Source organism: Colwellia sp. E2M01 (assembly GCF_018860585.1).
Taxonomy (GTDB): domain Bacteria; phylum Pseudomonadota; class Gammaproteobacteria; order Enterobacterales; family Alteromonadaceae; genus Colwellia.
This window is the reverse complement of record NZ_JAHKPR010000029.1, coordinates 194,596-219,365: the sequence shown is the minus strand read 5'-3', so window position 1 is coordinate 219,365 and position 24,770 is coordinate 194,596. Positions and strand designations below refer to the sequence as shown.

17 protein-coding genes are annotated in these 24,770 nt (G+C 37.5%); 12 read left to right on the top strand and 5 right to left on the bottom strand.

Features of this window, described 5'->3' with window-relative positions; translation table 11 throughout:
* Positions 1-62: 62 nt before the first annotated feature.
* From KO502_RS06545 to KO502_RS06520, 6 genes are all read left to right on the top strand, one after another.
* Positions 63-1,220, top strand: coding sequence for an efflux RND transporter periplasmic adaptor subunit (locus KO502_RS06545; RefSeq protein WP_216021756.1), 1,158 nt, complete (start codon positions 63-65; stop codon positions 1,218-1,220).
* A gap of 8 nt (positions 1,221-1,228) precedes the next feature.
* Positions 1,229-4,330, top strand: a complete 3,102-nt coding sequence (locus KO502_RS06540; protein WP_216021755.1) for an efflux RND transporter permease subunit — start codon at positions 1,229-1,231, stop codon at positions 4,328-4,330.
* A gap of 223 nt (positions 4,331-4,553) precedes the next feature.
* Positions 4,554-5,180: a tetratricopeptide repeat protein gene (locus KO502_RS06535; RefSeq protein WP_216021754.1), complete on the top strand. Its 627-nt coding sequence runs from the start codon at positions 4,554-4,556 to the stop codon at positions 5,178-5,180.
* Between the two features lie 49 nt (positions 5,181-5,229).
* Complete coding sequence (rnr, locus tag KO502_RS06530) at positions 5,230-7,698, top strand: ribonuclease R (RefSeq protein ID WP_252730556.1); 2,469 nt, start codon at positions 5,230-5,232, stop codon at positions 7,696-7,698.
* A 66-nt stretch (positions 7,699-7,764) separates the two neighbouring features.
* A complete protein-coding gene (gene rlmB / locus KO502_RS06525; protein ID WP_216021753.1) occupies positions 7,765-8,520 on the top strand; it encodes a 23S rRNA (guanosine(2251)-2'-O)-methyltransferase RlmB in 756 nt (251 codons plus the stop codon).
* A gap of 150 nt (positions 8,521-8,670) precedes the next feature.
* Entirely contained in the window at positions 8,671-9,975 is a 1,305-nt protein-coding gene (locus KO502_RS06520) for a DUF945 family protein (protein ID WP_216021752.1), read from the top strand.
* 156 nt (positions 9,976-10,131) lie between these two features.
* Here KO502_RS06520 and KO502_RS06515 read toward each other — a convergent pair whose 3' ends face one another.
* Positions 10,132-11,100, bottom strand: a complete 969-nt coding sequence (locus KO502_RS06515) for a class 1 fructose-bisphosphatase (protein WP_216021751.1) — start codon at positions 11,098-11,100, stop codon at positions 10,132-10,134.
* Between the two features lie 303 nt (positions 11,101-11,403).
* On the opposite strand from KO502_RS06515, the gene elbB reads away from it, so the two are divergent.
* Both elbB and KO502_RS06505 read left to right on the top strand, forming a co-directional pair.
* Positions 11,404-12,060, top strand: a complete 657-nt coding sequence (gene elbB, locus KO502_RS06510; protein ID WP_216021750.1) for an isoprenoid biosynthesis glyoxalase ElbB — start codon at positions 11,404-11,406, stop codon at positions 12,058-12,060.
* A gap of 56 nt (positions 12,061-12,116) precedes the next feature.
* Positions 12,117-14,015: a glycoside hydrolase family 3 N-terminal domain-containing protein gene (locus KO502_RS06505; protein ID WP_216021749.1), complete on the top strand. Its 1,899-nt coding sequence runs from the start codon at positions 12,117-12,119 to the stop codon at positions 14,013-14,015.
* Between the two features lie 118 nt (positions 14,016-14,133).
* On the opposite strand, the gene KO502_RS06500 is transcribed toward KO502_RS06505, so the two are convergent.
* From KO502_RS06500 to KO502_RS06490, 3 genes are all read right to left on the bottom strand, one after another.
* On the bottom strand, positions 14,134-15,234 hold the full coding sequence (locus KO502_RS06500; protein ID WP_216021748.1) for an AI-2E family transporter: 1,101 nt from the start codon (positions 15,232-15,234) through the stop codon (positions 14,134-14,136).
* Positions 15,235-15,357: 123 nt separating this feature from the next.
* Entirely contained in the window at positions 15,358-16,056 is a 699-nt protein-coding gene (locus KO502_RS06495) for a potassium channel family protein (protein WP_252730554.1), read from the bottom strand.
* 22 nt (positions 16,057-16,078) lie between these two features.
* Positions 16,079-18,562, bottom strand: coding sequence for a DUF748 domain-containing protein (locus KO502_RS06490; RefSeq protein WP_252730553.1), 2,484 nt, complete (start codon positions 18,560-18,562; stop codon positions 16,079-16,081).
* A 271-nt stretch (positions 18,563-18,833) separates the two neighbouring features.
* Here KO502_RS06490 and KO502_RS06485 point away from each other — a divergent pair, with 271 nt between their 5' ends.
* From KO502_RS06485 to envZ, 4 genes are all read left to right on the top strand, one after another.
* The gene (locus tag KO502_RS06485) at positions 18,834-19,670 is read left to right on the top strand and encodes a mechanosensitive ion channel domain-containing protein (protein WP_216021746.1); all 837 of its coding nucleotides are present in this window, start codon (positions 18,834-18,836) and stop codon (positions 19,668-19,670) included.
* Positions 19,671-19,866: 196 nt separating this feature from the next.
* On the top strand, positions 19,867-20,406 hold the full coding sequence (locus KO502_RS06480; protein WP_252730552.1) for a hypothetical protein: 540 nt from the start codon (positions 19,867-19,869) through the stop codon (positions 20,404-20,406).
* A 222-nt stretch (positions 20,407-20,628) separates the two neighbouring features.
* Positions 20,629-21,378 carry a two-component system response regulator OmpR gene (ompR, locus tag KO502_RS06475; protein WP_289846776.1) on the top strand — a complete coding sequence of 250 codons (750 nt, stop codon included), beginning with the start codon at positions 20,629-20,631 and terminating at the stop codon, positions 21,376-21,378.
* 32 nt (positions 21,379-21,410) lie between these two features.
* Positions 21,411-22,703 (top strand): two-component system sensor histidine kinase EnvZ, encoded by a 1,293-nt coding sequence (gene envZ, locus KO502_RS06470; protein WP_216021745.1) that lies wholly within the window; start codon positions 21,411-21,413, stop codon positions 22,701-22,703.
* A 51-nt stretch (positions 22,704-22,754) separates the two neighbouring features.
* Here envZ and pckA read toward each other — a convergent pair whose 3' ends face one another.
* Positions 22,755-24,365, bottom strand: coding sequence for a phosphoenolpyruvate carboxykinase (ATP) (pckA, locus tag KO502_RS06465; RefSeq protein ID WP_216021744.1), 1,611 nt, complete (start codon positions 24,363-24,365; stop codon positions 22,755-22,757).
* Between the last annotated feature and the right edge of the window lie 405 nt (positions 24,366-24,770).

Genomic DNA, 24,770 nt, shown 5'->3' with positions numbered 1-24,770 from the left:
TATTTTTATTATTAGGCTAAAAATAAGTTAATATATAGGTATCTACATTTGGAGTCATGTTCATGAAACTTACTTTTAACTCTCGTTGGATCGCTCAGCGCCCCTACCTTATCGCGATTACCACTAGCATCATTCTACTTTTTTGGATGGCCTCTGGCCCTAGTGCGAATGAACAAAAAGCAACATTAAAAGCTAATACGCCAAGTCACAATGTCGAAGAGGTGACTGCGCAAGTAAAAGTGGAGACTCGATATGCTAGTAATATACATCAAGTTATTGAGCTATATGGTCGCACTGAACCCGATCGTAGCGTAACACTGAAATCGGAAATTGACGGTAAAATCGTTGAAATATTGGCAAAAAGAGGGTCAAAAGTTAACAAAGGTCAAGTGATTGCTAAAATAGCCTTAAATGATTTACCCGTTAAGCTAAGTAGTAGCAATGCGTTATTACAACAACGTGAAGTAGAATACCAAGGCGCTTTAGCATTAAATAAAAATGGTTATCAAGGTAAGGTGCAATTAGCGCAATCGTTTGCGGCTCTTGAATCAGTAAAAGCTGATATTGAACGGTTAGAATTGAATATTGCTAATGCGGTTATTAAAGCTCCTTTTACCGGTATTCTTAACAGTCGTTATGTTGAAGTGGGTGATTATGTAAAATCAGGTGACAATATTGCGATGATTGCTGATTTAGACCCACTTATTGTGCGTGCCCATGTTACTGAGCAACAAATCAGTCAATTATCGGTTGGTCAATTAGCGCAAGTAAGTTTATTAAATGGTGATAAAGCACCAGGCAAACTTCGTTATATTGCCAGTGTTGGTAATGATGCAACCAATACTTTTAAAATTGAAGTAGAAATAGAAAACAAAAATATGCAGTTGTTAGCTGGTTTAAGTGGTGAGCTAACTATTGATTTAGATGAAATGTCGGCAATCAAAATATCTCCGGCCTTACTTGCCTTAGATGAAAAAGGTAATATTGGCGTTAAATCAGTTAAAGACTCTGTTGTGCAATTTACTCCCATTGAAATCATTAAAAGTGAAAGTGACGGTATTTGGTTAACAGGCCTTGGCGCGCAAGCTGATATTATTGTGTTGGGTCAAGGCTTTGTTCGTGAAGGCGATACTGTTGATGCTGTTTTTGACAATACCACTGAAGCGACTAACCAAAGCGCGAATAAGCAAGTTAACTCAACGACAGCAACGCAAGGTTAGGAGTTGATATGTTAACGCTCATTGAAGCCGCCTTAACCCGAACTCGTACCGTAATTATGCTGTTTGTGCTGTTGCTTATTTCAGGCGCAGTAACTTATAACAATATCGCTAAAGAATCTAACCCCGACATCACCATTCCTATTATTTATGTGTCTATGGTGCATGACGGTATATCTCCTGAAGATGCTGAACGTATGCTCGTTAGACCCATGGAAAATGAGCTTAAATCTATCGCCGGCATTAAAGAAATGCGTTCAAACGCGGGTGAAGGTCATGCCTCGGTAACTCTAGAGTTTATTGCTGGTTTAGATCCTAAAGAAGCCCTTGCTGATGTACGTGACAAGGTAACGCTAGCTAAATCTAAACTACCTAGCGAAACCGAAGAGCCGGTTGTTAATGAAGTAACTATGGCTAACCAAGAAGCAGCATTGACTGTTGTCTTATCTGGCGCCGTATCTGAACGTGGTTTAATTACCATAGCACGCGATGTTACAGATCATATCGAAAGTATGAAAGAAGTACTTGAAGTAGATATTGGTGGTGATCGTGAAGACATGGTGGAAATTATTGTCGACCCATTATTAATGGAAAGCTATGGACTTGATCAAACGGATATTTATAATCTTGTTGAACGTAATAACCGCTTAGTACCCGCAGGTACAATGGATACAGGTAAAGGCCGTTTTGCGATTAAAGTGCCTTCTGTTTTTGAAAATATTCAAGACTTATTAGAATTGCCAATTAAGGTTGACGGTGATCGCGTAATTACCTTTCAGGATGTTTCTAATGTACGTCGCGCTTATAAAGATCCAACGAGCTTTGCTCGCTTAAATGGTCATCGTTCAGTTTCTATAGAAGTTAAAAAGCGTTCGGGCGAAAACCTGATTGAAACCGTCGAAAAAGTTAAAGCTATTATTACTGAAAACCGCGTTAAATGGCCACAACAGGTACAAGTTGATTATGTTGGCGACCAATCAATTGAGATCAAAAATACGCTAACTGATTTACAAAATAATGTTTTTTCAGCGGTATTATTAGTGGTTATTGTCATCATTGCTGCTTTAGGAGCACGTAGTGCGCTGTTGGTTGGTTTAGCAATTCCCGGCGCTTTTTTAACGGGGATCTTAGTGATTGCCTTAGCGGGCATGACGGTCAATATTGTTGTTTTATTTGGTTTGATCATGGCTGTAGGTATGTTGGTTGATGGCGCTATTGTTGTCACCGAATTTGCCGACAGGCAAATGAATGAGGGTACCAGTAAAAAAGCTGCATATGGCACTGCGGCGCGCAGAATGACATGGCCTATTATTGCCTCAACCGCAACAACACTAGCAGCTTTTGCGCCGTTAATGTTTTGGCCGGGTATCATGGGTGAATTCATGAAATACCTACCATTTACCTTAATCGCAGTACTAACAGCTTCGCTAGCTATGGCATTAGTTTTTGTACCAACTTTGGGCGCCGTAATAGGTAAACCAAGAGTTGTCAGTGAAACTGAGCAGCAACAAATAGATCACGCTGAAGCAGGTGATTTCGACAAGTTAACAGGTTTTACCGGTAAATATATTCGAATTCTAACTGCGGCAATTAAACACCCATGGAAAATAGTTGCGGGTACTTTTGCTATTTCTTTTATCGTTATGTGGTTGTACGGCGCATCAGGTCTTGGTGTTAACTTCTTTCCGGAGGTTGAGCCGCAAAGCGCGACTATGGTGGTGCGCTCACATGGTGATTTATCAATAGCAGAGAAAGACGTTATTATGCGCTCAATCGAGCAACGAATTCTACCGCTAGAAGAAATAGAAACCTTATATACTCGTACAGGTGGCACCGATCAAGTCGGTACTTTTAAAGTTAATTTTGTTGATTGGCAAATAAGACCACCTGCGGATGAAATTGTTAATATTATTCATGAATTAACAGATGATCTTGCTGGTGTTGAAATTGAAGTACGCAAAAATGAAAATGGCCCGCAAAGTGGTAAAGATTTAAAGTTAGAGATCAGCTCTCGTTTTCCTGAAAAATTAGATGAATCAGTTGCTATTATTCGCAATGCATTAATAGCTACAGGTAAGTTTACTGATATTGAAGATACTGGTGCCAAACCAGGTATTGAGTGGCAGCTAATCATTAACCGTAATAAAGCGGCAACTTATGGCGCTGATGCCGCACTTGTTGGCTCAAGTGTGCAAATGGTTACTAACGGCTTAAAGCTTGGAGAATACCGACCGGATGATGTTGACGATGAGTTAGATATCCGCGTACGCTTCCCTGAAGAAAAACGTAATATCTCGCGACTTGATTCACTTCGTTTAAAAACCGCGTCAGGTTTAGTACCTGTTGGTAGTTTTGTTGAGCGTAAAGCCGCACCTAAAATCGACACTATTCATCGTGTTGATGCTAAGCGTGTGGTGACTATTCAAGCTAACTTAATACCAGGTGCGCAGTTATTAAACGAGTTACCTTTATTGCAAGCGCAATTACCGACTTTGGGTTTACATTACTCGGTTGAAATTGATGTTAAAGGGCAAAATGAAGATCAAGAAGAGTCGCAAACCTTCTTAGTTAACGCCTTTGGTATTGCTTTGTTTGTTATGGCGATGATTTTAGTAACGCAATTTAATAGTTTCTATCAAGCCTTCTTGATTTTGAGTGCCGTTATCTTCTCAACGGTTGGTGTATTCTTAGCCTTATTATTAGTACAAAAACCATTTGGTATTGTTATGGGTGGCATTGGCGTTATTTCATTAGCAGGGATTGTGGTTAACAACAATATTGTACTGATAGATACTTATAACGTATTGCGTAAAGAAGGTTTTGCTGTAGTTGATGCTATTTTACGTACTGGCGCTCAGCGTTTACGCCCGGTAATGTTAACCACCATCACAACAATCTTAGGTTTAATGCCTATGGTATTACAGGTTAATTTAGACTTTTTTGAACGCACTATAGTTTTTGGTGCTCCTTCCACACAATGGTGGACACAGCTTGCCACCGCTATTGCCGGCGGCCTAGCGTTCGCAACAGTATTAACTTTAGTGTTAACCCCTTGTTTATTAGTGTTGCGAGATAAGCGAAAAGAAAAAAAAGCCGCTAATACTAATGCGTAAATAGTAAATTAGATTTAAATACGCTGTCATGGTGAGTTGCAATAGTGAACCATGACAGTAAGGTTACTATTTTTCGGTCATTTATTGACGATTTTATTTGGCGTTAAAATTGCTTATGTTAATTTAGTTATTAAATAACCTGAGTTATTGATGTCGTAAAAACTTCATCTTAATACTTACTTGCCGATATAAGGTGGTAAGTTATCGCCGTTATAGGATTATTATGCGTATTTCATTATTATTTTTAATTACTTTTTTTGCGAGTAGCTCAGCTTTCTCTGCTAATCAAAACATGCAAGCAGTGCAAATTTATAGTGACGACCAACTACTTAACTTAATAAAAGAAAACAAACACTTAAGCCAAGTAGTTCTTGATGATTGTCAATTAGTACAAGATATTGAAGCACGAGCAAATAAAGCCAATTTACCGTCATATCAATATTTATGGGGTGATATGTTAGCCTACGGTGTGTGTGTTAAAAAAGACATTCCGTTAGGCGTACATTATATGCATTTAGCCGCCGACCAAGGTTTACCTGAAGGTATAGAGCAATTAGGGCGTTATTACCATATAGGTAAATTTATGCAGGTAGATATTAATCGCGCCATTATGTATTTAAAAACAGCGGCAAGTTTAGACAACTTAGCGGCACAAATTCGCCTTGCCGGTATTTATCAGGAGGGTTACGGCAGCCCGTTAGATTATCCTGCTTTATACTCGCAATTACATCATTCACTAACCGACGATAAAGCGACTCATAAAAAAATTAGTCAATTATTGGCAGATCTTGCCAGTAAAATGCCAAATAAAGTGGTCGAAGAAGCGAAAAGAACAAGCTATACAAATTAACCATTAGTCATTGCGTGGATAATGGTATACTGATTTCAATTATCCTTAAATGATGGCTTTTGATATAGTGACCTATAACGATCCACACGCTAAACGCGAAGCTAAAAAATACGAACAGCCCGTTGCCTCACGCGAATTATTGCTTTCAATAATCGAAAAGTGTTCGCCGCCACCTACCTTTAATAGCTTAATTAAAACCTTAAAGTATGATCAAGAATATCAGCTGATTGGGGTAAAGCGTCGTTTACGTGCTATGGAAAACAGCGGTCAGATCATTTTCAATAAATTTAAACAATATGCCTTACCCGGAAAAAATAGCCTGCTTACTGGCAAAGTTATTGGTCATCGCGATGGTTTTGGTTTTTTCTCCCCTGACGATGCTTCAGTAACCGACAAAAATGGTAAAGATTTCTATATTTCTGCGTTTGAAATGCAACGTGTTTTTCATGGTGATATTGTGCAAGCCATGTTGGTTGACCGTGCCGATCGTAAAGGTCGTAAAGAAGTCAAAATACTGGAAGTTATCGAGCCAAGAAATGCGCCTATTGTGGGTCGAATTTATGTCGATGCACACATGTGTAAAGTTATTGCTGAAGACAGCAAAATAAAACAAGAAGTACTTATTACCCCAGAAGGACGAAAGGGTGCTCGCCATGGCCAAATGGTGGTGGTTGAAATAGTTGAAAGACCAACTAGACGTACACAAACTATTGGTAAAGTGGTTGAAGTATTAGGTGATCACTTAGCACCAGGCATGGAAATTGAAATCGCCTTACGTGCTCACGATTTACCTCACCAATTTTCACATACCGTACAAGCTGAAGTTGCTGGTATTGCTGATGAAGTAGAAGAATCCTCTAAATTACCGCGTAAAGATTTACGTGATTTACCATTGGTGACTATTGATGGTGAAGATGCACGCGATTTTGATGATGCAGTTTATTGTGAGCCAAAGAAATCAGGCGGTTGGCGTTTATGGGTGGCCATTGCCGATGTAAGTTATTACGTAAGAAATGGCACAGCATTAGATGACGAAGCGATATCGCGTGGCAACTCTGTGTATTTCCCAAGCCAAGTTATTCCGATGTTACCTGAAAAGCTATCAAATGGCTTATGTTCATTAAACCCAGATGTAGACAGACTGTGTATGGTGTGTGAAATGACCATAAGCGCGGCAGGTAAGTTATCGGGTAGTCAGTTTTATCCGGCAGTTATGCGCTCGCACGCACGCTTTACTTATACTAAAGTTGCGGCAATTCTTGATGGTGATGAAGCGTTAGCAAAAGAATATGAGCAAGTTGTTCCTGATTTGAAAAATCTTGAGCAAATGTATCACGCCTTAACGGATGCTCGCCTTAAACGGGGTGCGATAGCGTTTGAAACCCAAGAATCTATTTTCCTCTTTAATGAAAACAAAAAAATAGACAGTGTTGTGCCATTAATTCGTAATGACGCGCATAAGATCATTGAAGAATGTATGATCTTAGCGAACGTGGCTACTGCGAAATTTATCGAAAAACATGAAGCACCTGGATTATTCCGCGTACATGACAAGCCAAGTGAAGATAAATACCGTAACTTTATTACTTACTTAAATGAATTGGGCTTAAAGCTTCCTGCTAAAGAAGAGCCAGAGCCAAGAGACTACGGTGATATTTTAGCAAAAGTTGCTGGTCGTCCTGATCAAGAATTGATTCAAACCATGTTATTGCGTTCAATGCGCCAAGCAGTTTATCAAAGTGATAATGAAGGGCATTTTGGTTTAGCCTTGCCTTCGTATAGTCATTTTACTTCGCCTATTCGTCGTTATCCTGATCTCGTTGTGCATCGTGTTATCAAAGCTATTTTAGAAAAAGAAGCGAAAAATAAAGCCAACGAAGGCTTTTACGAATACAGCTTGGAAGAAGTGATTGAGCTTGGTGAACATTGTTCAATGACCGAGCGCCGTGCTGATGAAGCAACGCGTGATGTTGCTGACTGGCTTAAATGTGAGTTTATGCAAGATCACGTTGGTGATTGTTTTAGTGGCGTTATTTCTACCGTAACTAACTTCGGTATGTTTGTTCGCTTACAAGATTTACACATTGAAGGCTTAGTACACATTACTTCACTAGGTAAAGATTTCTATCAATTTGATGAAGTCAGATTATGTTTAACAGGTGAAAATAGCGGTAAAAAATACCGTGTAGGTGATGAAATACGCGTACAAGTTGCCGCTGTTAACCTTGATGAAAAGAAAATTGATTTACGCCTTGAAGGCTCAGAATACGAAGCTCCAGTAAAAGGTAAAGGTCGCGGTAATAATCGCGCGAACAATCGTAATGAAGGTAGTGGCGAAAATAGCAGTAAAGGACGCCGTTCACGTCAAAACGGCACCGCAGCTAAAGCGCCTCAAGGTAGAAAGCCTAAACCTAAAGGTGACGCTAAAACTAAACCGAAAGAAAAAAGTAAAGCTAAAAAACGCGGCGCCCGTAAAAAGCGTCCAGGTAAAAACGCACGTAAAAATGCAGCTAAGTAATTAAGCTACTTAAACATATTAATTACTTATATAAATTAAATATATAGTCAAAGACAGAGAAAAGAAATGGCAAAGAATGAAGAGTTAGTTTTTGGTATTCACGCAATTAATGCCTTAATTAACGTAGCTCCAGAGCGCTTTATCGAAGTTTGGATGTTAAAAGGTCGTGAAGATGATCGCATGATGCCAATCATTAATTTAACTCGAAAATATGGTATTAGTACGCAACTAGTTAGCCGTAAAGCACTTGATGAAAGAAGTGAAGGTGAGCAACACCAAGGTGTTATTGCCCGTGTTAGACCTGGCAAACAATATAATGAAAATGATTTAGACGATATCATTCAAGCTGCTGAGAAAAAACAAAAACCAGCCTTTTTGTTAATTCTTGATGGTGTAACCGACCCTCATAACTTAGGTGCATGTTTACGTAATGCCGATGCTGCAGGTGTGCAAGCGATTGTAGTACCAAAAGATAACGCAGCACAAATTACCCCAACGGTTCGTAAAGTCGCGGTAGGCGCGGTTGAAAGTGTGCCTTTAGTGCAAGTTACTAACTTATCAAGAACCATGAAACACTTGCAGCAACAAGGTGTTTGGATTGTAGGTACCGCAGGTGAAACCGATACAAATTTATTCGACGTAAAACTGTCTGGTCCTATTGCGCTTGTTATGGGCTCTGAAGGTAAGGGAATGCGCCGATTAACCCGCGAAAACTGTGACCAATTAGTAAAACTACCAATGGCAGGAACTGTTTCAAGTTTAAATGTATCGGTAGCTACCGGTATTTGTTTATTTGAAATAGTACGTCAACGATCACTTTAATCATTATATCTAATTCACCCTCGCATATAAATTTAAGCTTATACTTGCGTGTAAGTTTACGTGGATGAATGTTTAAATAAAGTACGTATAAAACCGAAAATAGAACAAAAAACAGCATTAAAAGCAACCATAAAAAGGGAATAGTAAATCATGAACAAAGCAATTATTACCGTAGGACTTATCGCAGCTAGTTTGCTCGTGGCACCTAAATTTATTGGCAACATTGTGGAGCAAGAGCGTGAAAAAACAATTGTTGAACTCAATAAATCTGATGACATCACTTTAACGACTACTGAATATAACAGTGGCTGGTTTGGTGCCAATGTTACCTCGGAATTAACTTTCAATGTAGAAGGCGACGACTTAGCTGAAGTGACGATAGCGTTAGAAGAAGCGATGTCTTTTGGCCCAGTAATGTTTACTGAGCAAGGTTTACAGCTTGGTTTAGGCTATTCAGCAATGAAGTTTAAATTATTGTCTGCCGATGTTGATGAAGACATTACTAAGTTACTGAATGAAAAAGTCCATATCGGTGCGTTATTAGGCTTTAACAAAGATGTTACCGCATTTATAGCAACGGATGAGATCCGCTATGAAGAAGGCGGTAGCTCACTTGTTTCCGCACCATCATCTGCACAATTTAGCTTTATTGATAATGATGAAATTTCAGGTGACTTTTCTTGGCAAGGTCTTGAAATGAATAATAGCAACGAACGTTTTGTTATGGGTAAAGTAACCATGACTACTCAACAAAAAGTTGCTCGTGGGGATTACTTAGCAGGAACGGCTATTTTAACCGGTGACGCAAACTTTAAAATCGCGAATGTGAGTATGACTGATGAAAATAATACTATTTTTTCGTTAAACGATGCAGAATTAAACTCAGTTGTTTCACTGGCTAATGAGTTTTTAACTGTAGATGTAAGTTATCATGCTAAAGATATTGCCGCTTCAGGACAAAGCTTTGAGCAACCAAACTTAGATTTAGTACTAGAGAAAATTGATATCAATGCTTTACAAGAATTAAATACTGCGATGGCTGACATTGCAAATAATAGTTCGGCGCAAGGTGGTTTTGATGACGCACAGTCCGAAGAGGTATTGGCAGTATTAGCGGATGTTACTGAAAAGATACTTGCTAAAAACCCTAAGTTAAAAGTAACAGACTTAAGTGTGGTGACCGAACAAGGGAAAATAACGAGCAAATTTAATTTTGCGCTGAATAAAGACTTAATTGATAGCAGTAAGTTAAATGCGATGACGATAGCTATGGCATTAGAAGCTGATGCTAAAGGGGAAATTCCGTTAGCGTTTTTAGAGACTTTTGGGGTATCGCCAATGGTGGAAGCGTTTGTTGAACAAGGATATTTCACCAAACAAGATAATAACCTTAACTTTGATGCGAAGTACTCAGAAACGCAATTAATGCTTAACGGTAAAGTGTTTCAAATGTAGGTTGTTTGAATATTAGTTAAACCGACTTCAGATTAGTTAATGAAGTAAACAAAAAAAGGCTTATTGTTTAAAACAATAAGCCTTTTTTATTTTTCAGAGCCTAGATTACAACTACTCGAAGTTATAAAGTTATACGTTTGGGTATGACAGATAAAGTTACTTATAGTAGCTTAAGCACGTCTCTACTTCATTTTTAGAGCCCATGATCACTTCAACGCGTTGATGGATGCTATCAGGTTGTATATCCATAATACGACCTTGGCTAGTCATTGCTAAACCGCCTGCTTGCTCAAGTAAAAATGCCATTGGGTTAGCTTCATACATTAAGCGTAGTTTATTTGGCTTGCTTGCATCTTTGCTGTCTGTTGGGTAAGTAAAAATACCACCACGACATAAAACACGGTGAATATCGCCAACCATAGCGGCAATCCAGCGCATATTAAAGTTTTTACCGCGAGGGCCTGTATTGCCTGCTAGTAAATCATTAATGTAGTTTTGCATGGGTGCTTGCCAAAAACGTTGATTTGACATATTTACAGAAAACTCAGCAGTTTCAGCAGGTACTTGTACATTGCGCTCTACTAAAATAAATTCACCGTAGGTTTTGTCTAACACATAAAAGTGCGTACCGCTACCTGTGGTCATTGCTAACATGGTTGATGGACCATAAAGTACATAACCGGCACAAACTTGCTTGTCACCTGCTTGTTTGAACATGTCATTATCATTTGCAGCTAAGTTGCTAGGCGCTTCATGAATAGAAAAAATAGTACCGATTAATGAGTTAATATCAGTATTAGAGCTACCGTCTAATGGATCAAAAGACACAAGGTACTTACCGTCTTCGTTACCAGCAACACAGTTGTCTTCTTCTTCTGATGAAATAGCTTTAACAAAACCAGACTCAAGAATAATCTCTTTTAATAAATCGTTAGAGATAACGTCTAATTTTTTTTGTACTTCACCTTGTACGTTTTCATCTTCTGTTGAACCTAATAAGTCGTTTAAGTGACCTTGACCAACACGAAATGAAATATCTTTTGATGCGGTTAAAATGGCTTGGATCAATGAAATTAAATCAAGAGGTACATTGTCTTGACGTAAAGCTGGGGCTAGTCGTTGCATTGGGCTACCTAAGTTACTGTAAAGTTGTTGGACTTACAGTTTAACTTCAATGTAAGCCTATTGTTTTATAAGAGCTTTATGAGATCATTTAAAGCGATTAACTTAGTATAGCAAAAATGTACTTTGTTTTAATATGGTTAACGTGATTAATTTATCTTCTTTATACTGTCGCTGTTGTTATAACAATTGTCAGTAAGAGTTACATAGCAATCATTTAACGGTTTGATCTTACATGATAAAGTCGGTCAATAAGTAATTTAATATTATGTACTAGTTGATACAGAAAAATAAAAGGACGATATAATGAAAAACATAGCAGTTATTTTAAGTGGTTGTGGTGTGTACGACGGTAGTGAAATTCAAGAAGCCGTACTGACCTTATTAGCGATAGAGCAACAAGGTGCTAGTTATCGTTGTTTCGCTCCTAATATTGCACAACATCATGTTATCAATCATTTAACTGGCGAAGTGAGTGAAAATGATAGTCGTAATGTACTTGTCGAAGCTGCCCGTATTGGTCGTGGTGATGTAGAAGATATTGTTGAGTTGAGCGAGCAAGAGTTCGACGCTATTATTTTTGTTGGTGGTTTTGGTGCGGCCAAAAATTTAAGTAGTTTTGCTTTAGATAGTGATAATTATAGTGTTAACGAGCTGATCCTAACAGCCGCTAAATCGTTTGCTAGCGTTGAAAAACCAGCAGGGTTTATGTGTATTGCTCCAGCAATGCTGCCACTTATTTATTCTGACGGTATTAAAGGGACTATTGGTAAAGACAATGCTACTGCCAAATTAATTACCGCTAAAGGCTTAACTCATATTGATTGTGAGGTGAGCGATATAGTGATTGATGAAACCTATAAAGTGGTGAGTACGCCCGCTTATATGCTTGCTGAGTCAATAAGTGAAGCGGCTATGGGTATTAATAAGCTGGTTAAATATGTAATTGCCTTGTGCCATTAGTAATCAATTAATTTCTTTATTTTTCTAATCATTACAAGTCAGGCGCGGCAAACAATATGTCCATTCAATCATCAGCTACTCATTACCTTACAGAATTTGAACGTAAGGTTGCACAAAGAATGTCGCTTGATATTCGCTATTATTGTGAGGATAGTGACTATAGCTCTGATATGTCTGCTGCAAAAAGCCAACAAGGTGTCACCGAGCTGCCAGAAGCGTTAGCCGAGTTAATTAAGCAAAGCTCCCTTGGCGGTGTTGTGCTCTTTGCTGAAAATTTGCAAAGCACTAAACAAATAGTCACCTTAACCCACGACCTTCAGCAAGCCTCGATGCAATCTAACATGGCAAAGCCTTTAATTATTTCAATAGATCAAGAGGGTGGTCGTGTTGCGCGCTTTGATAAAATGACAGGTTTTGCTGGTAATATGGCTATTGGCGCAAGTTACCCTAAGCACGGTTCTTTTTTTGCTACACAAGTGAACGCCATTATTGGTAAAGAATTAAAGGCTTTAGGTATTAACAATAATTATGCGCCAGTTGTTGACGTAAATACCAATAGTAAGAATCCAGTAATAAATACTCGCTCTTTTGGTGAATCAGCAATGCAGGTTGCCGAACTTGGATTGGCTGCGGTTAATGCGCTACAAGCGCAAGGTGTAATGGCAACCTTGAAACACTTTCCTGGGCATGGTGATACGCATGTAGATAGCCATTTAGGTTTACCTCGGGTTGATCACGATAGAGCAACCATAAACGCTGTTGATCTTGCACCTTTTACTTGGGCGATAAAAAACAGTAAACCGGCGATGATAATGACCGCACATATTCAATACCCTGCTCTTGATGACAGTATATTGATTAGTAAAAAGGGTGATGAAATTATTCGACCAGCAACTATGTCGCGTAAAATACTAACCGATTTACTCCGTATTGAAATGGCATTTGACGGCATTATCGCGACAGATGCGCTTGATATGGCGGGTATAAGTCAATTTTTTACTGAAAATGACGCTGTCGTTGAAACATTAATTGCCGGTGCTGATCTGGCATTAATGCCCTTTAAAGTAAGGGGCGAAAAAGATATATCCGCCTTTTATGAATTTGTTAGGCAAGTGGCAAAATCATTACAGGCACGTATTGAGTTAAGTGAATACTCGTTAGCTGAATTTGAGCAATCTATTATTCGATTAAATAACTATAAACAGCAATATTGCCAACTGCCAATTAACGATATTCTTAAACAAATAACTTACGCAGAGGCAACTATTGCCACCAGAGAGCACTTAAAGAGTGAACAAGCATTAGCTGATGCGGCGTTAACCTTACTCAAAAATAACCGTAAGGCTAAGGCGAATGATGCTGAAAATATTAATAAACACCTAGAAAACCCAGTGATTCCATTATCCGCAAAGGCAATAACAAAAATCCACCTGATCGTTGCTAATCAACTCGAATTTTCCGCACTGAAATACGCCTTAGGTAATGCTTCAGATGAGTTATCCCATCTAAATATAAGTTATTTTATTGCCGATGATGCAAAATTTAATTGTATTAATGAACAACTTATCGTTCAAGCCGATATGGTTATTGCGACACTTGATGTTAAAACCGCGAGCTTAGTTGACTTAGGTGGGATGGATGATATGAAAGCTAAAATTAAACCCACTTATGGTAGTAAAGATTGGCAGCAGCAAAAACAGACCTATGCCAACTTACTGACACAACAACTGATTTTAGCGACGAAACTAAATACTGCATCGGTACTTATTGCTAAAGGATCCCCGTTTTTATTACAGCAATATAGTGAACTGAGTGATGTCGTATTGCTAAACTTTGACGATAGAGTTTATCAAGATGAATTTGGGCAGATGATAAGTCCCGGCTTTAATGCCAGTATTCATGCTGTTTTTGGGGTAATTAATACCTCAGGGCAGCTACCCGTTAGCGCTTTATAGAGCTTAATTAGTTGGATTGGTATTAATTATTAAAAGTAAAGATAAACAAAAAAAGCAGCATAGTCATGGGTGATTATGCTGCTTTTTTAAGCGTTAATAACTCGTTTTACAGGTTTAATTAACTCTCGATATTTGTTGTACTTTCTTCATCTGCGGTTTGTCCTAACCAGTCCATCATTAATTCATAACCTAGTGCTAAAGCGATAGCGCCAACAAACAAGCCAACAATGCCAGACATTAACATACCGCCAATAGCGCCTAATAAAATAACTAACATCGGTATGTTCATACCGCGACCTAAAAATAATGGCTTTAAAAAAGCGTCGCTAGTACTAACAATAATACTAAATATTAAAAAGGTAACAGCCGGCGTAGTATCTGCCACACTAAAATAATAAGCGGCAATAGGGCCTAAAATAATAATAGGCGGAAGTTGTGCTATTGCTAAAATAAGTACAATGATAGCCCATATACCTGCTCCAGGAATATCAGCAATCATTAATCCAACACCGGCTAATAATGATTGAATAACTGCTACGCCAAGTACACCTGTAGCAACACTACGAATAGTCGCAATGGTTGTATTAATTGTTCTCTCGCCGTTTTCATTCATCAAACGATGTGCTAGTTTGCTCACGCCTTTATGTAAGCTGGTCGATTTGGCCATAAATACGGTAGCAATAATTAGGGAAGCAATAAACTGTAAAATACCACCACCAATGCCTGCTGCAGAAGCCAGAAAAGTTTCAGATAATGCTCTTACTTGATTGCTGTGTTGCTCTATTACTTTTTGAATATCTTGTGATGATTCATACCAAAGTAGAAACAGTTTTTCACCAACTAATGGCCACTCTTTAATGCTGTCATTAGGCTTAGGTATTTTTAAAGTACCTGCTTCTATTTCAGTATAAATATGCTGAGCAGAATCAAAAGTGGAAGAGGCTATATTAATGGAAGGCACAGCAATAATAGATAGGCCTAATAAGGCGATAATTATTGAAGCAAACTTTTTATTACCTTTTAACCAACCGCTTAACTTGCTGTGTAGAGGGTATAAAGCAACTGCGATAATTGCAGCCCAAATAACAATCATGATAAATGGACTAATGATCTGAAAACACCACACCATAACTATCGCTAAAGCAGTAAGCTTTATTGCGATATCAATAGTACGTCGGTTATATATTTTTTCGTCATCTATCTTTCTTAGCTCTGTCATTTTCATCTCATGTGATATGGGTTAAATAAGGCAATCACGGATATTAATACATCGGTAATTGGTGAAATCATTTTCTACTAACTTTTTAACTTAACTCTTTATTTGATACTGATGACTAATCACCTATTTAGTTTGATTATGGCGTTTGTTATTGGCATTAGCCATATGCGATCCTACTAAGCTAGCGACTAATATAGCTAAATAAAACTGGCCAACAATCGCTTCAAAATAAACAAGAAACCTTGAAAGCGGTAAGCTTGGTGAAATATCACCAAAGCCCAAGGTAGTAAGCGTTACAAATGAAAAATATATAAAATCAGGGAATAAAGTAAACCATTGATTATTAGAATGAATGTTTACAAATGAATTAGGAATATATAGTTGTATTAAGGTGTATATTACCGCCCAAGATAATCCCATTAATAAATATAAACAGATAGCGCCTAATATTTTATTGAAGTCTATATCACCAGTAAATAAAACTTGTTTAGCGGTTTGTAGCCCACTAAAAATAAAAAATATTAGAAGCATAAATAAATACAACTTGTCAAAAGAGGTATTATCGAGCCAAGCACTAAAAAATGAGAAAACTAGAATCGCGAAAGGGAACATAAAACCTCTTCTTAAAAAGAAATTTTTAGATTCCACTCCCCATACTGCGACTAATAAGGTAACTATGGTTGCTGACTGCACCATACGTTGTACCGAATCATGAAAAAACTGTTGCGCTAAGGAGGTACTGAGTAATAACAAGCACAAGGCAGCAGTTAGATACATAAAATTATCTTGGCTAGTCATTTTTGTAAAATTTTTTACTTTCATATAATTTCGCGCAACTTAGTTGTTAAACAGAAATAGCAATGTGTGGGATAGCACCTTCGCTACTATCTATTTTAGGTTTACAAAGTAAAATACGTGATGATGGTAGTTTACCTTCTTCGATCAGATAATCTTTTAACGCATGTTCACGTTTTTCACCAAGTTCTATTAACTTTTTAATGGCTGCTTTGTCTGTTACTGATACTCCGGCAGGAAGATCAATATCTGCTGGCGTACTTACTGCACAAAGGGTAACTCGGGTATCTTCTTTGTCATGCATTAAGGCTATAAACTCTTGTAGATAAATGCTTTGGCTATCCTCAACTTCGATTTGTTTTGCTTGGTATTCTAAATCATCAAAACGTAGCTTTAAGGCAAACTCTCCAGCAGTAATAGCAATAGATACTATGTTGGCGTAAGGCACGAAAGTCGTCATTAAATAATCTTGGGTAGCAGACATAATTGCTTTTTGAGTGATCAAACTAACGATGCTACTCATACCAAACTGTGGATCAGAAGTAGAGCCGCTTAGTGGTACGTCTAACTCGACGTTGCCAGCACTGTCTTGTAGCATGCCCATTGCCATATTAAGCGGTAATGCGCCTTGACTAATAAGATTACCGGCTTCTTCTTCATCAACTAATGCTGTTTCTAATGCTTGTAGTAATACGACAACATTACCATCAAGTTCATCACCGGTAAGGGTGACATTTAAAGCAGTATTAAGCTGGCCTGTTTTTACTTCAATACCTGTTGAGGCTTTTAAGTAAGAAGAAATAGCAGGTAATGAAAACTCTTTAAAATCGCCTTCTATGTGATAAGTGGCAATATCAGCAAACGGTTGTAAGTAACCCGCTAAGCTAAAGTTAGCATACTTATCACTACGGCCTACCAATGCAAATGGCGTTTGCTCTTGTTTTTTATCTGGACTATTACTTAATGCACCTAGTTCAACGGTATCTAAATACAATCTACGTTGATAAAAAGGGTCAACACTAAAGTCGCTAAACGCAAAAGAGTTTTCATTAATAAAACGTAATTCATTGAAACTAAATGTAAAGGCATTTTCTTTTAGTTCAGGCTCGGTACTAACAACCTCTTGCTCTGGTGTGGTTTCGGGTTCATTAGGCTCTACTGTAACACCTTCAGTGATTGGATCTTGTTCTGTTTTCTCTGCTAAAGCGATTAAATTAGCCAGTTCTTTATTTTCTTTGACGATAACTTCACCGGTTAATGAGTCAAAAATAATGCTGTTGATGGCAATACTTTTTTCATTAATACGAAGTTCATTGACGGTTAATTTTCTTAGTTCTAACACTGGAGGTAATTTAACTAATGCTTCGGCGGAAATATCAACCCCTTCTTTTTCTGATAGCTCATCGATAGCGACTATGGTTTTTTGTATAACTTCATCACTTAACTTAGCTTTTTTAGAAAAGAGAAAGTTATCCAATACGATATCGGCAATCAAAACACTTGGTACTTCATCTAACACAAAGTTGATGTCGGCTAACTCTAGTTGTTGAAATGAAGTAATAGTATCGGTTGTTTTATTGTCGTTTATGGCAAGGTTATTAAGTTTTATATTACTTTTGCCGCTAAGGTGGGTAAGTACTTCATCTTTTAAATCAACCTCAAGATCGGCGAAGTTATATTGTAAGTCATTAAGAGTTAAATGATGTTCAGGTAAGCCAACGAGTAACTCTTGGATTCCTAAATTAGCTTTTTTAATACGAAGATTTATACCGTTGTCATTAAGGGTGACTGTTTGTTGACTACTTAATGATAATAAGCCTTTTAGCTCGTTAAGCTCTTCAGTATAACGAGCTAGTTTTTCAACAGGGTAATTACTCAAGCGAAAACTACTGTTTATATCGCCTTTACCTAAGGTTAAGTCTGTATTTGCGGTAAGCGCTAATTGTGTTTGGTCAATTAACGCGGTTAACGCTAAGTTTGCTTCTTGCCTTTCAGGAGTTGCTTTAACTTGGCTTACGGCTAATTGTTTAATTGCTATATGATGCGCTTTACTTGTTTGTTGCTGTGTATCTCTTTCTACATCAATGGAGAAATCACTGATGATTAAATCAGACATGACAAATTGGTATGGAAATTCTGCTGCTGGCTCAATGTCGGTTTCAGGAGATGTTTCGTTAATATCTTCATCATTGGCGGTGCTATCTTCGGCATTCGGTAGTGTTATACCAGCAAGAACTAGATGATTGTCGTGTTGGGTAAATTTCACATTACCTTGGTTTAATATAAATTTACTAATCACTATTTTATCAAAGGCTAGTTGCCATAAAGCGACTTGTAATTGTAGCTCTTCTAAACTAAAAAGGACTTCGTCTGGTTTTTGTATCGTTGATAAATTGATATCAGCTAATGTTACTCTCATCAAAAAAGGATTGAAGCGAATACTCGCGTCGTCTGACAACTGTAATTGTTGTTCTGCCAGTATAGGAGTAATAAAGTGTTTGGCTAACGGCGACGATACTAACCAAATGAGCATAAACAAGCCTACGTATAAAGCGAATAATACTCTAAAAAACTTATGTGTAATAAAATTGAGCAGGCCTGTCATGGGGGATATATTCCTAGGTTGGATCTAATAATTAAAATGTTATTAATTATACGGGTTCAATGTGTATATTAATGTTTATAAAAGGTTAGAAATAAAACGGAATATAATTTACACCATTTTACAAAAAAGTTACACTTGTTAAAGCGAGTTTATTTGTTAAAAAATTAACTTTTGGGTAGCCATAACGAGGATATACTTCATGGAAATTAATGCAGAAACGGTTGTAAATTACGCACAGGAGCTTGTTGAAAAAGCAATTCCTTTTGGTGGTCAGCTTTTATTAGCCATTATTGTCTATTTTATTGGTAATTTTATTATCAAAAAAATACTTGGTTTAGTGGGCTTAGGTCTAACGAAAAAGAAAGTTGAAGTTACATTACATCAATTTTTACTAAGTATTTTAGGTACTTTATTAAAAGCAATTCAAATAATCATTTTTGCATCTATGATCGGCATTCAAACTGCATCATTCATTGCTATCTTAGGTGCTGCTGGTTTAGCTGTCGGTTTAGCCTTACAAGGTAGCTTAGCTAACTTTGCTGGTGGTGTATTAATCTTATTATTCCGTCCATTTAAAAATGGTGATGCGATTAAAGCACAAGGTTTTGTTGGTAGTGTAGAAGAGATTCAAATTTTTAATACCATCTTAAAAACTTTTGATAACCAACGTATTATTATCCCTAACGCTTTATTATCAAATGGCTGTGTAACTAACATTAATGTTAACGGTACACGTCGTGTTGATATGGTGTTTGGTATTGGTTATGACGATGACATTACTAAAGCTAAATCAATTATCCGTACTTTACTTGAAGCCGATGAGCGTGTCCTTAAAGATCAACCTATTGATATTTGGGTTGGTGAGCACGGCGATAGTTCAATCAACTTATTTGTACGTCCTTGGTCAAACTCTGCAGATTACTGGGGAATTTACTTTGAGATGATGGAAAAAGTGAAAGCTGAGTTTGATAAAGAAGGTATTAGCATTCCATTCCCACAACGTGATGTGCATATTCATCAAGCACCAAGTGCATAATTTATGCTCAGTACTTTGAATTAGCAAAGCGCTAATCATGTAGACGTTGTTAAAGCCTATTTCAGTTAACTGAAATAGGCTTTTTTATTGGCTATGTACATCATATTCGTCATATTGCACAATAGATAATACTTTTAATGTTCTATCTAATTACCCGTTAAAATGTAATTTTTAATCTACTCCTGAGATATCTTTTATGAAAATTAACCCTATGAAAAGCCTATTGAAGTTACTTTTTATTTTGAACGTTTTTCATGTTCAACCGAGTTATGCTTGGTTTTTTTCTGTGAACTCAGATAGTGCAGTAAGCTCTGAGCAAGAAGCAAGTGCTGCAAATAATAAAATACATAACGACTGGTTAAAGCAGCGTTTTAGCGAGCAACATCAAGCATTAATTCCTATTGTTGCTGTAGCCGATATGTTTTTTGCATGTAATAACGCCCGAAAAAGTGATAACGCTACTTATGCCTTAGATTTTCTAATTACTGAAATGGATAGAGATACCTTGGCGGAAAAACTAAGTAACTGCTTAGGTGATGACACAATGCAGTCGGATATCGCCTTAAACTTTGGTTTGTTTGGTTGTTTTCATGGCCAACTTGCCCATTTACCACCGGCAGATAGGGATGAAAAAATGAGGTTAGTAACACAAGCTGTTTCTGCACTTTCTCAAGAAGAGCGCAAAAAAAGTTTTACTCAATGTGTGACTGAGCAAGCTATTCATTATTTGCAATAGCAGCGAAGCAAGAGCCTCCAAGCAAGGAGCTCAAATAAAGCGCTATACCCCTAATAAACACCTTCTAGCTACATAAATTGTAACAAATGCTAGGCTGCATTTACTTTTTGTCACTTACTCATTACGCATAATATCGCTATAGTGAGTTAAATTGATTAACTGAGAGTGAGCTAGTTGCATTGAAAAACCTAACTATCAGCTCAATATCAGTATAAGAACTTAATGCCAATAGAGCTAATGACCAAAAATATGAATCAAGAAACACCTAAAATATTAGTAGTAGATGATGATATGCGTTTACGCTCTCTACTTGAACGTTACCTTGTTGAGCAAGGTTTTACGGTAAGAACTGCGGCCAACTCAGAGCAAATGGATCGTTTATTAGAACGTGAAAACTTTCACCTTATTGTCCTTGATTTGATGTTGCCAGGTGAAGATGGCTTATCTATTTGTCGTCGTTTACGTCAAAACTCGAATAACATTCCTATTGTTATGTTAACGGCAAAAGGTGACGAGGTTGACCGAATTATTGGTTTAGAGCTTGGCGCCGATGATTACATGCCAAAACCTTTTAATCCAAGAGAGTTACTTGCCCGTGTTAATGCGGTATTACGTCGTAAAACTCAAGAAGCGCCAGGAGCGCCTGCTTTAGAAGAAAACACCATTAGCTTTGGTGGCTATCAGTTAAATTTAGCCACAAGAGAAATGCAAAAAGGTGAGGTTAGTATGCCTCTAACCAGTGGTGAGTTTGCGGTACTTAAAGCCTTAGTGACTCATCCAAGAGAGCCATTATCACGCGATAAATTAATGAACCTTGCTCGTGGTCGTGACTATTCTGCACTTGAGCGTAGTATTGATGTGCAGGTTTCAAGGCTTCGTCGAATGCTAGAAGATGATCCAACTAAACCTAGATATTTACAAACAGTTTGGGGTTTAGGTTATGTTTTTGTACCAGATGGAGCTCAAGCGTAACTAGTGCTTAATTTCTCTTTAACTTGGTATATATGAAAATGTTACCTCGTAGTGCTTTTGGACAAACGGTTTTATTAATCTGTTTTTTGCTGTTTATTAATCAAATTGTGTCTTATATCTCTTTCGCCATCTATGTTTTTGAACCGCACCAACAACAAATAAATCAATTGTTAGCTAAGCAGGTACGGGTTGTTTTTATTGATATTGATGATGCTAGGCTGAGCCCTAAAATGGCAAAAGCCTTTCATAACGAAACAGATATTGGGGTTTATCGAGAAAGTGATGCGATGAGTGCTGGCTTAGCTAATGCTATTGTTTATCCTTATCGTTCTGAACAAATGTCCTTGTTACTTGGTGGGCCTACAGAAGTTAGAATTTCTGATGGAGATGCTTATCTTTTTTGGATCCGTGCCCCACAAGCTCCACACCTTTGGGTGAAAATTCCTATTAATGGCATGGAAAAAAGCAGTATATCGCCACTTATCTTTTTTATGGTAGTTATTGGCTTATTAAGTGTTTTGGGGGGCTGGCTTTTTGTAAGACAACTCAACCGACCGTTAAAGTCGTTAGAAATTGCCGCAAAAAATGTTGGACGAGGAAACTTTCCTGATCCATTAATAGAGTGTGGTACCTCAGAAGTGATGGCAGTTACTCAAGCCTTCAATCAAATGTCGAAAGGTATAAAACAGCTTGAAGAAGATCGTAACTTACTTATGGCGGGTATTTCTCACGATTTGCGTACACCGTTAACAAGAATTCGTTTAGCCAGTGAAATGATGAATGAGCAAGATGCTTTTCTTAAAGAAGGCATAGAGATTGATATTGACGATATGAATAATATCATTGATCAATTTATTGATTACATTCGACATGATTCTAAAGATCAGGCTGAGTTGGGCGACTTAAACGAACTGGTTGAGGATGTTGTTAATGTAGAGACTCCAAATGATCGGGTGATCCACATTCATCGTGGTGAATGCCCTAAAATCCCTTTACGATATGTCGCGGTTAAACGGGCGCTTGCTAATTTAATACAAAATGCTATTCGCTATACCGAAGGAGAAATTGACGTATTTACAGGTACGGAAGATAATTTTGCTTTTATTATGGTGAGTGATAACGGTGATGGGATTCCTGTAAGTGATATTGAGCGTTTATTTCAACCTTTCACGCAAGGTGATACTGCTCGAGGCGCCGAAGGTAGTGGTTTAGGACTTGCCATTATAAAGCGTATTGTTGAAGCTCATGGCGGTTATGTTAGCTTACTAAATAAACCATCGGGCGGCTTACAAGCTAAGATATACTTACCATTAACGAGTAAATAACGACTTAACGTTATTACTCGTTAATGGCAGCTCAATGTTATTTTTAACAAGTTATATTTTTGGTCCTGCGCTTACTAATTTTATGCCATTTTCAGTATCAGTAAACTTTTCAAAATTTTGGATGAAAAGCGTCGCTAAATCACTAGCTTTTGTATGCCAAATAGCTTCGTTACTGTAAGTATTTCTAGGGTCAAGAATAGCATCTTCAACACCTGCAAGTGACAAAGGCACGACTAAATTAAATATAGGAATGCTTTGGGTTAAAGAATGATCAATCGAACCATCTAATATAGCATCAATAATAGCGCGTGTTGTTTTAATCGAAATACGTTTTCCCGTACCATTCCAACCAGTATTTACCAAGTAAGCTTCTGCTCCAGAAGCAATCATACGTTGTTGTAAAACCTTAGCATATTGTGTTGGATGCAAGCTTAAAAAAGCCGCTCCAAAGCAGCTAGAAAATGTTGGTGTTGGTTCAGTAACACCGCGTTCTGTACCCGCTAATTTAGCGGTAAAGCCTGATAAAAAATAATACTCGGTTTGTTGAGGCGTTAACTTAGCAACAGGCGGTAATACGCCAAAAGCATCAGCAGTTAAAAATATAACTTTTTTGGCATGGCCAGCTCTTGAAATAGGTTTAACTATGTTATCTATATGATAAATAGGATAAGACACACGTGTATTTTCTGTTTTTGAATTATCATCAAAATCTATTTTACCATGACTATCTACAGTAACATTCTCGAGTAAAGCATCGCGTCGAATCGCTTGGTAAATATCAGGTTCATTTTCTTTGTTTAAATTGATAGTTTTGGCGTAACAGCCGCCTTCAAAGTTAAATACACCTTTATTGTCCCATCCATGTTCATCATCACCGATGAGTTGGCGATGCGGATCAGTTGATAAGGTGGTTTTACCGGTTCCAGATAAACCAAAAAATATAGCGGTTTCACCATCGCTTCCTACGTTTGCACTGCAATGCATAGAAGCAATTCCTTGTAGTGGCAGGTAGTAGTTCATCATTGAGAATAAACCTTTCTTCATTTCGCCGCCGTACCAAGTACCACCAATTAATTGAATTTTTTCAGTTAAATTAAACGCGACAAAATTTTCAGAGTTTAAGCCTTGTTCTTGCCATTTATCATTAACTGTTTTGGCGCCGTTCATAACTACAAAATCAGGTTCAAAGTTCTTTAGCTCATCATCGCTCGGGCGAATAAACATATTTTTCACAAAGTGGGCTTGCCAAGCGACTTGTGTGATAAAGCGTACCTTTAAGCGTGTTGCTTCATCTGCGCCACAAAAGCTATCAACCACAAACAAGGGTTGATTTGAAAGCTGGCTAGTCACTAAACCTTTTAAATGTTGCCAGGTTTCAGGAGACATTGGGTGGTTGTCATTTTTTCCTTGATCTGACCACCACACTGTATCGCGTGTTATCGCATCACGAACAATATATTTATCTTTAGGAGAGCGGCCAGTAAATATGCCAGTATTAACATTTATCGCACCAAGCTCTGTGACTACTCCTTTATCACAGCCTTTTAGTTCTGGTTTAGTTTCTTCGCTAAACAGTAACTCATATGATGGGTTATAAATTATTTGGTTAGGATTAGATATGCCGTATTGTGATAAGTTAATTGTGTTACTTTGCGTTGTCATAGAAATCCTCTCTTAAAATAATAATGAGTGGTCATTCAAAAACTTTCATATCGCTTATAAAGTTATCTTAAGTGAGTAATGCCTAAAACGAAAGTATAAAGCTAGGTTAATATGATCTAAGTGGTTACGTAGATTTGATATAAATCATGGATACATCTTATTACAAAACAACGGCAAGAATGATTGCGCAATAATGTGATTAGCGTTATAAGTAGTTGTGTTTTATTTTATAAAGTAAGTTCTATGTATCAATATTTGCTTAGTATAATTGTTGCTTTTAGTTTATTGAATTATTCAGTAAACGCAGTTGCGTTTGAGAATAATACAATAAGCGAAAGTAAAGCTTATATAGTTGATGTTGAGCAGAATAGTCAAACTACAGATATAGATGCAGAACACTTCTTT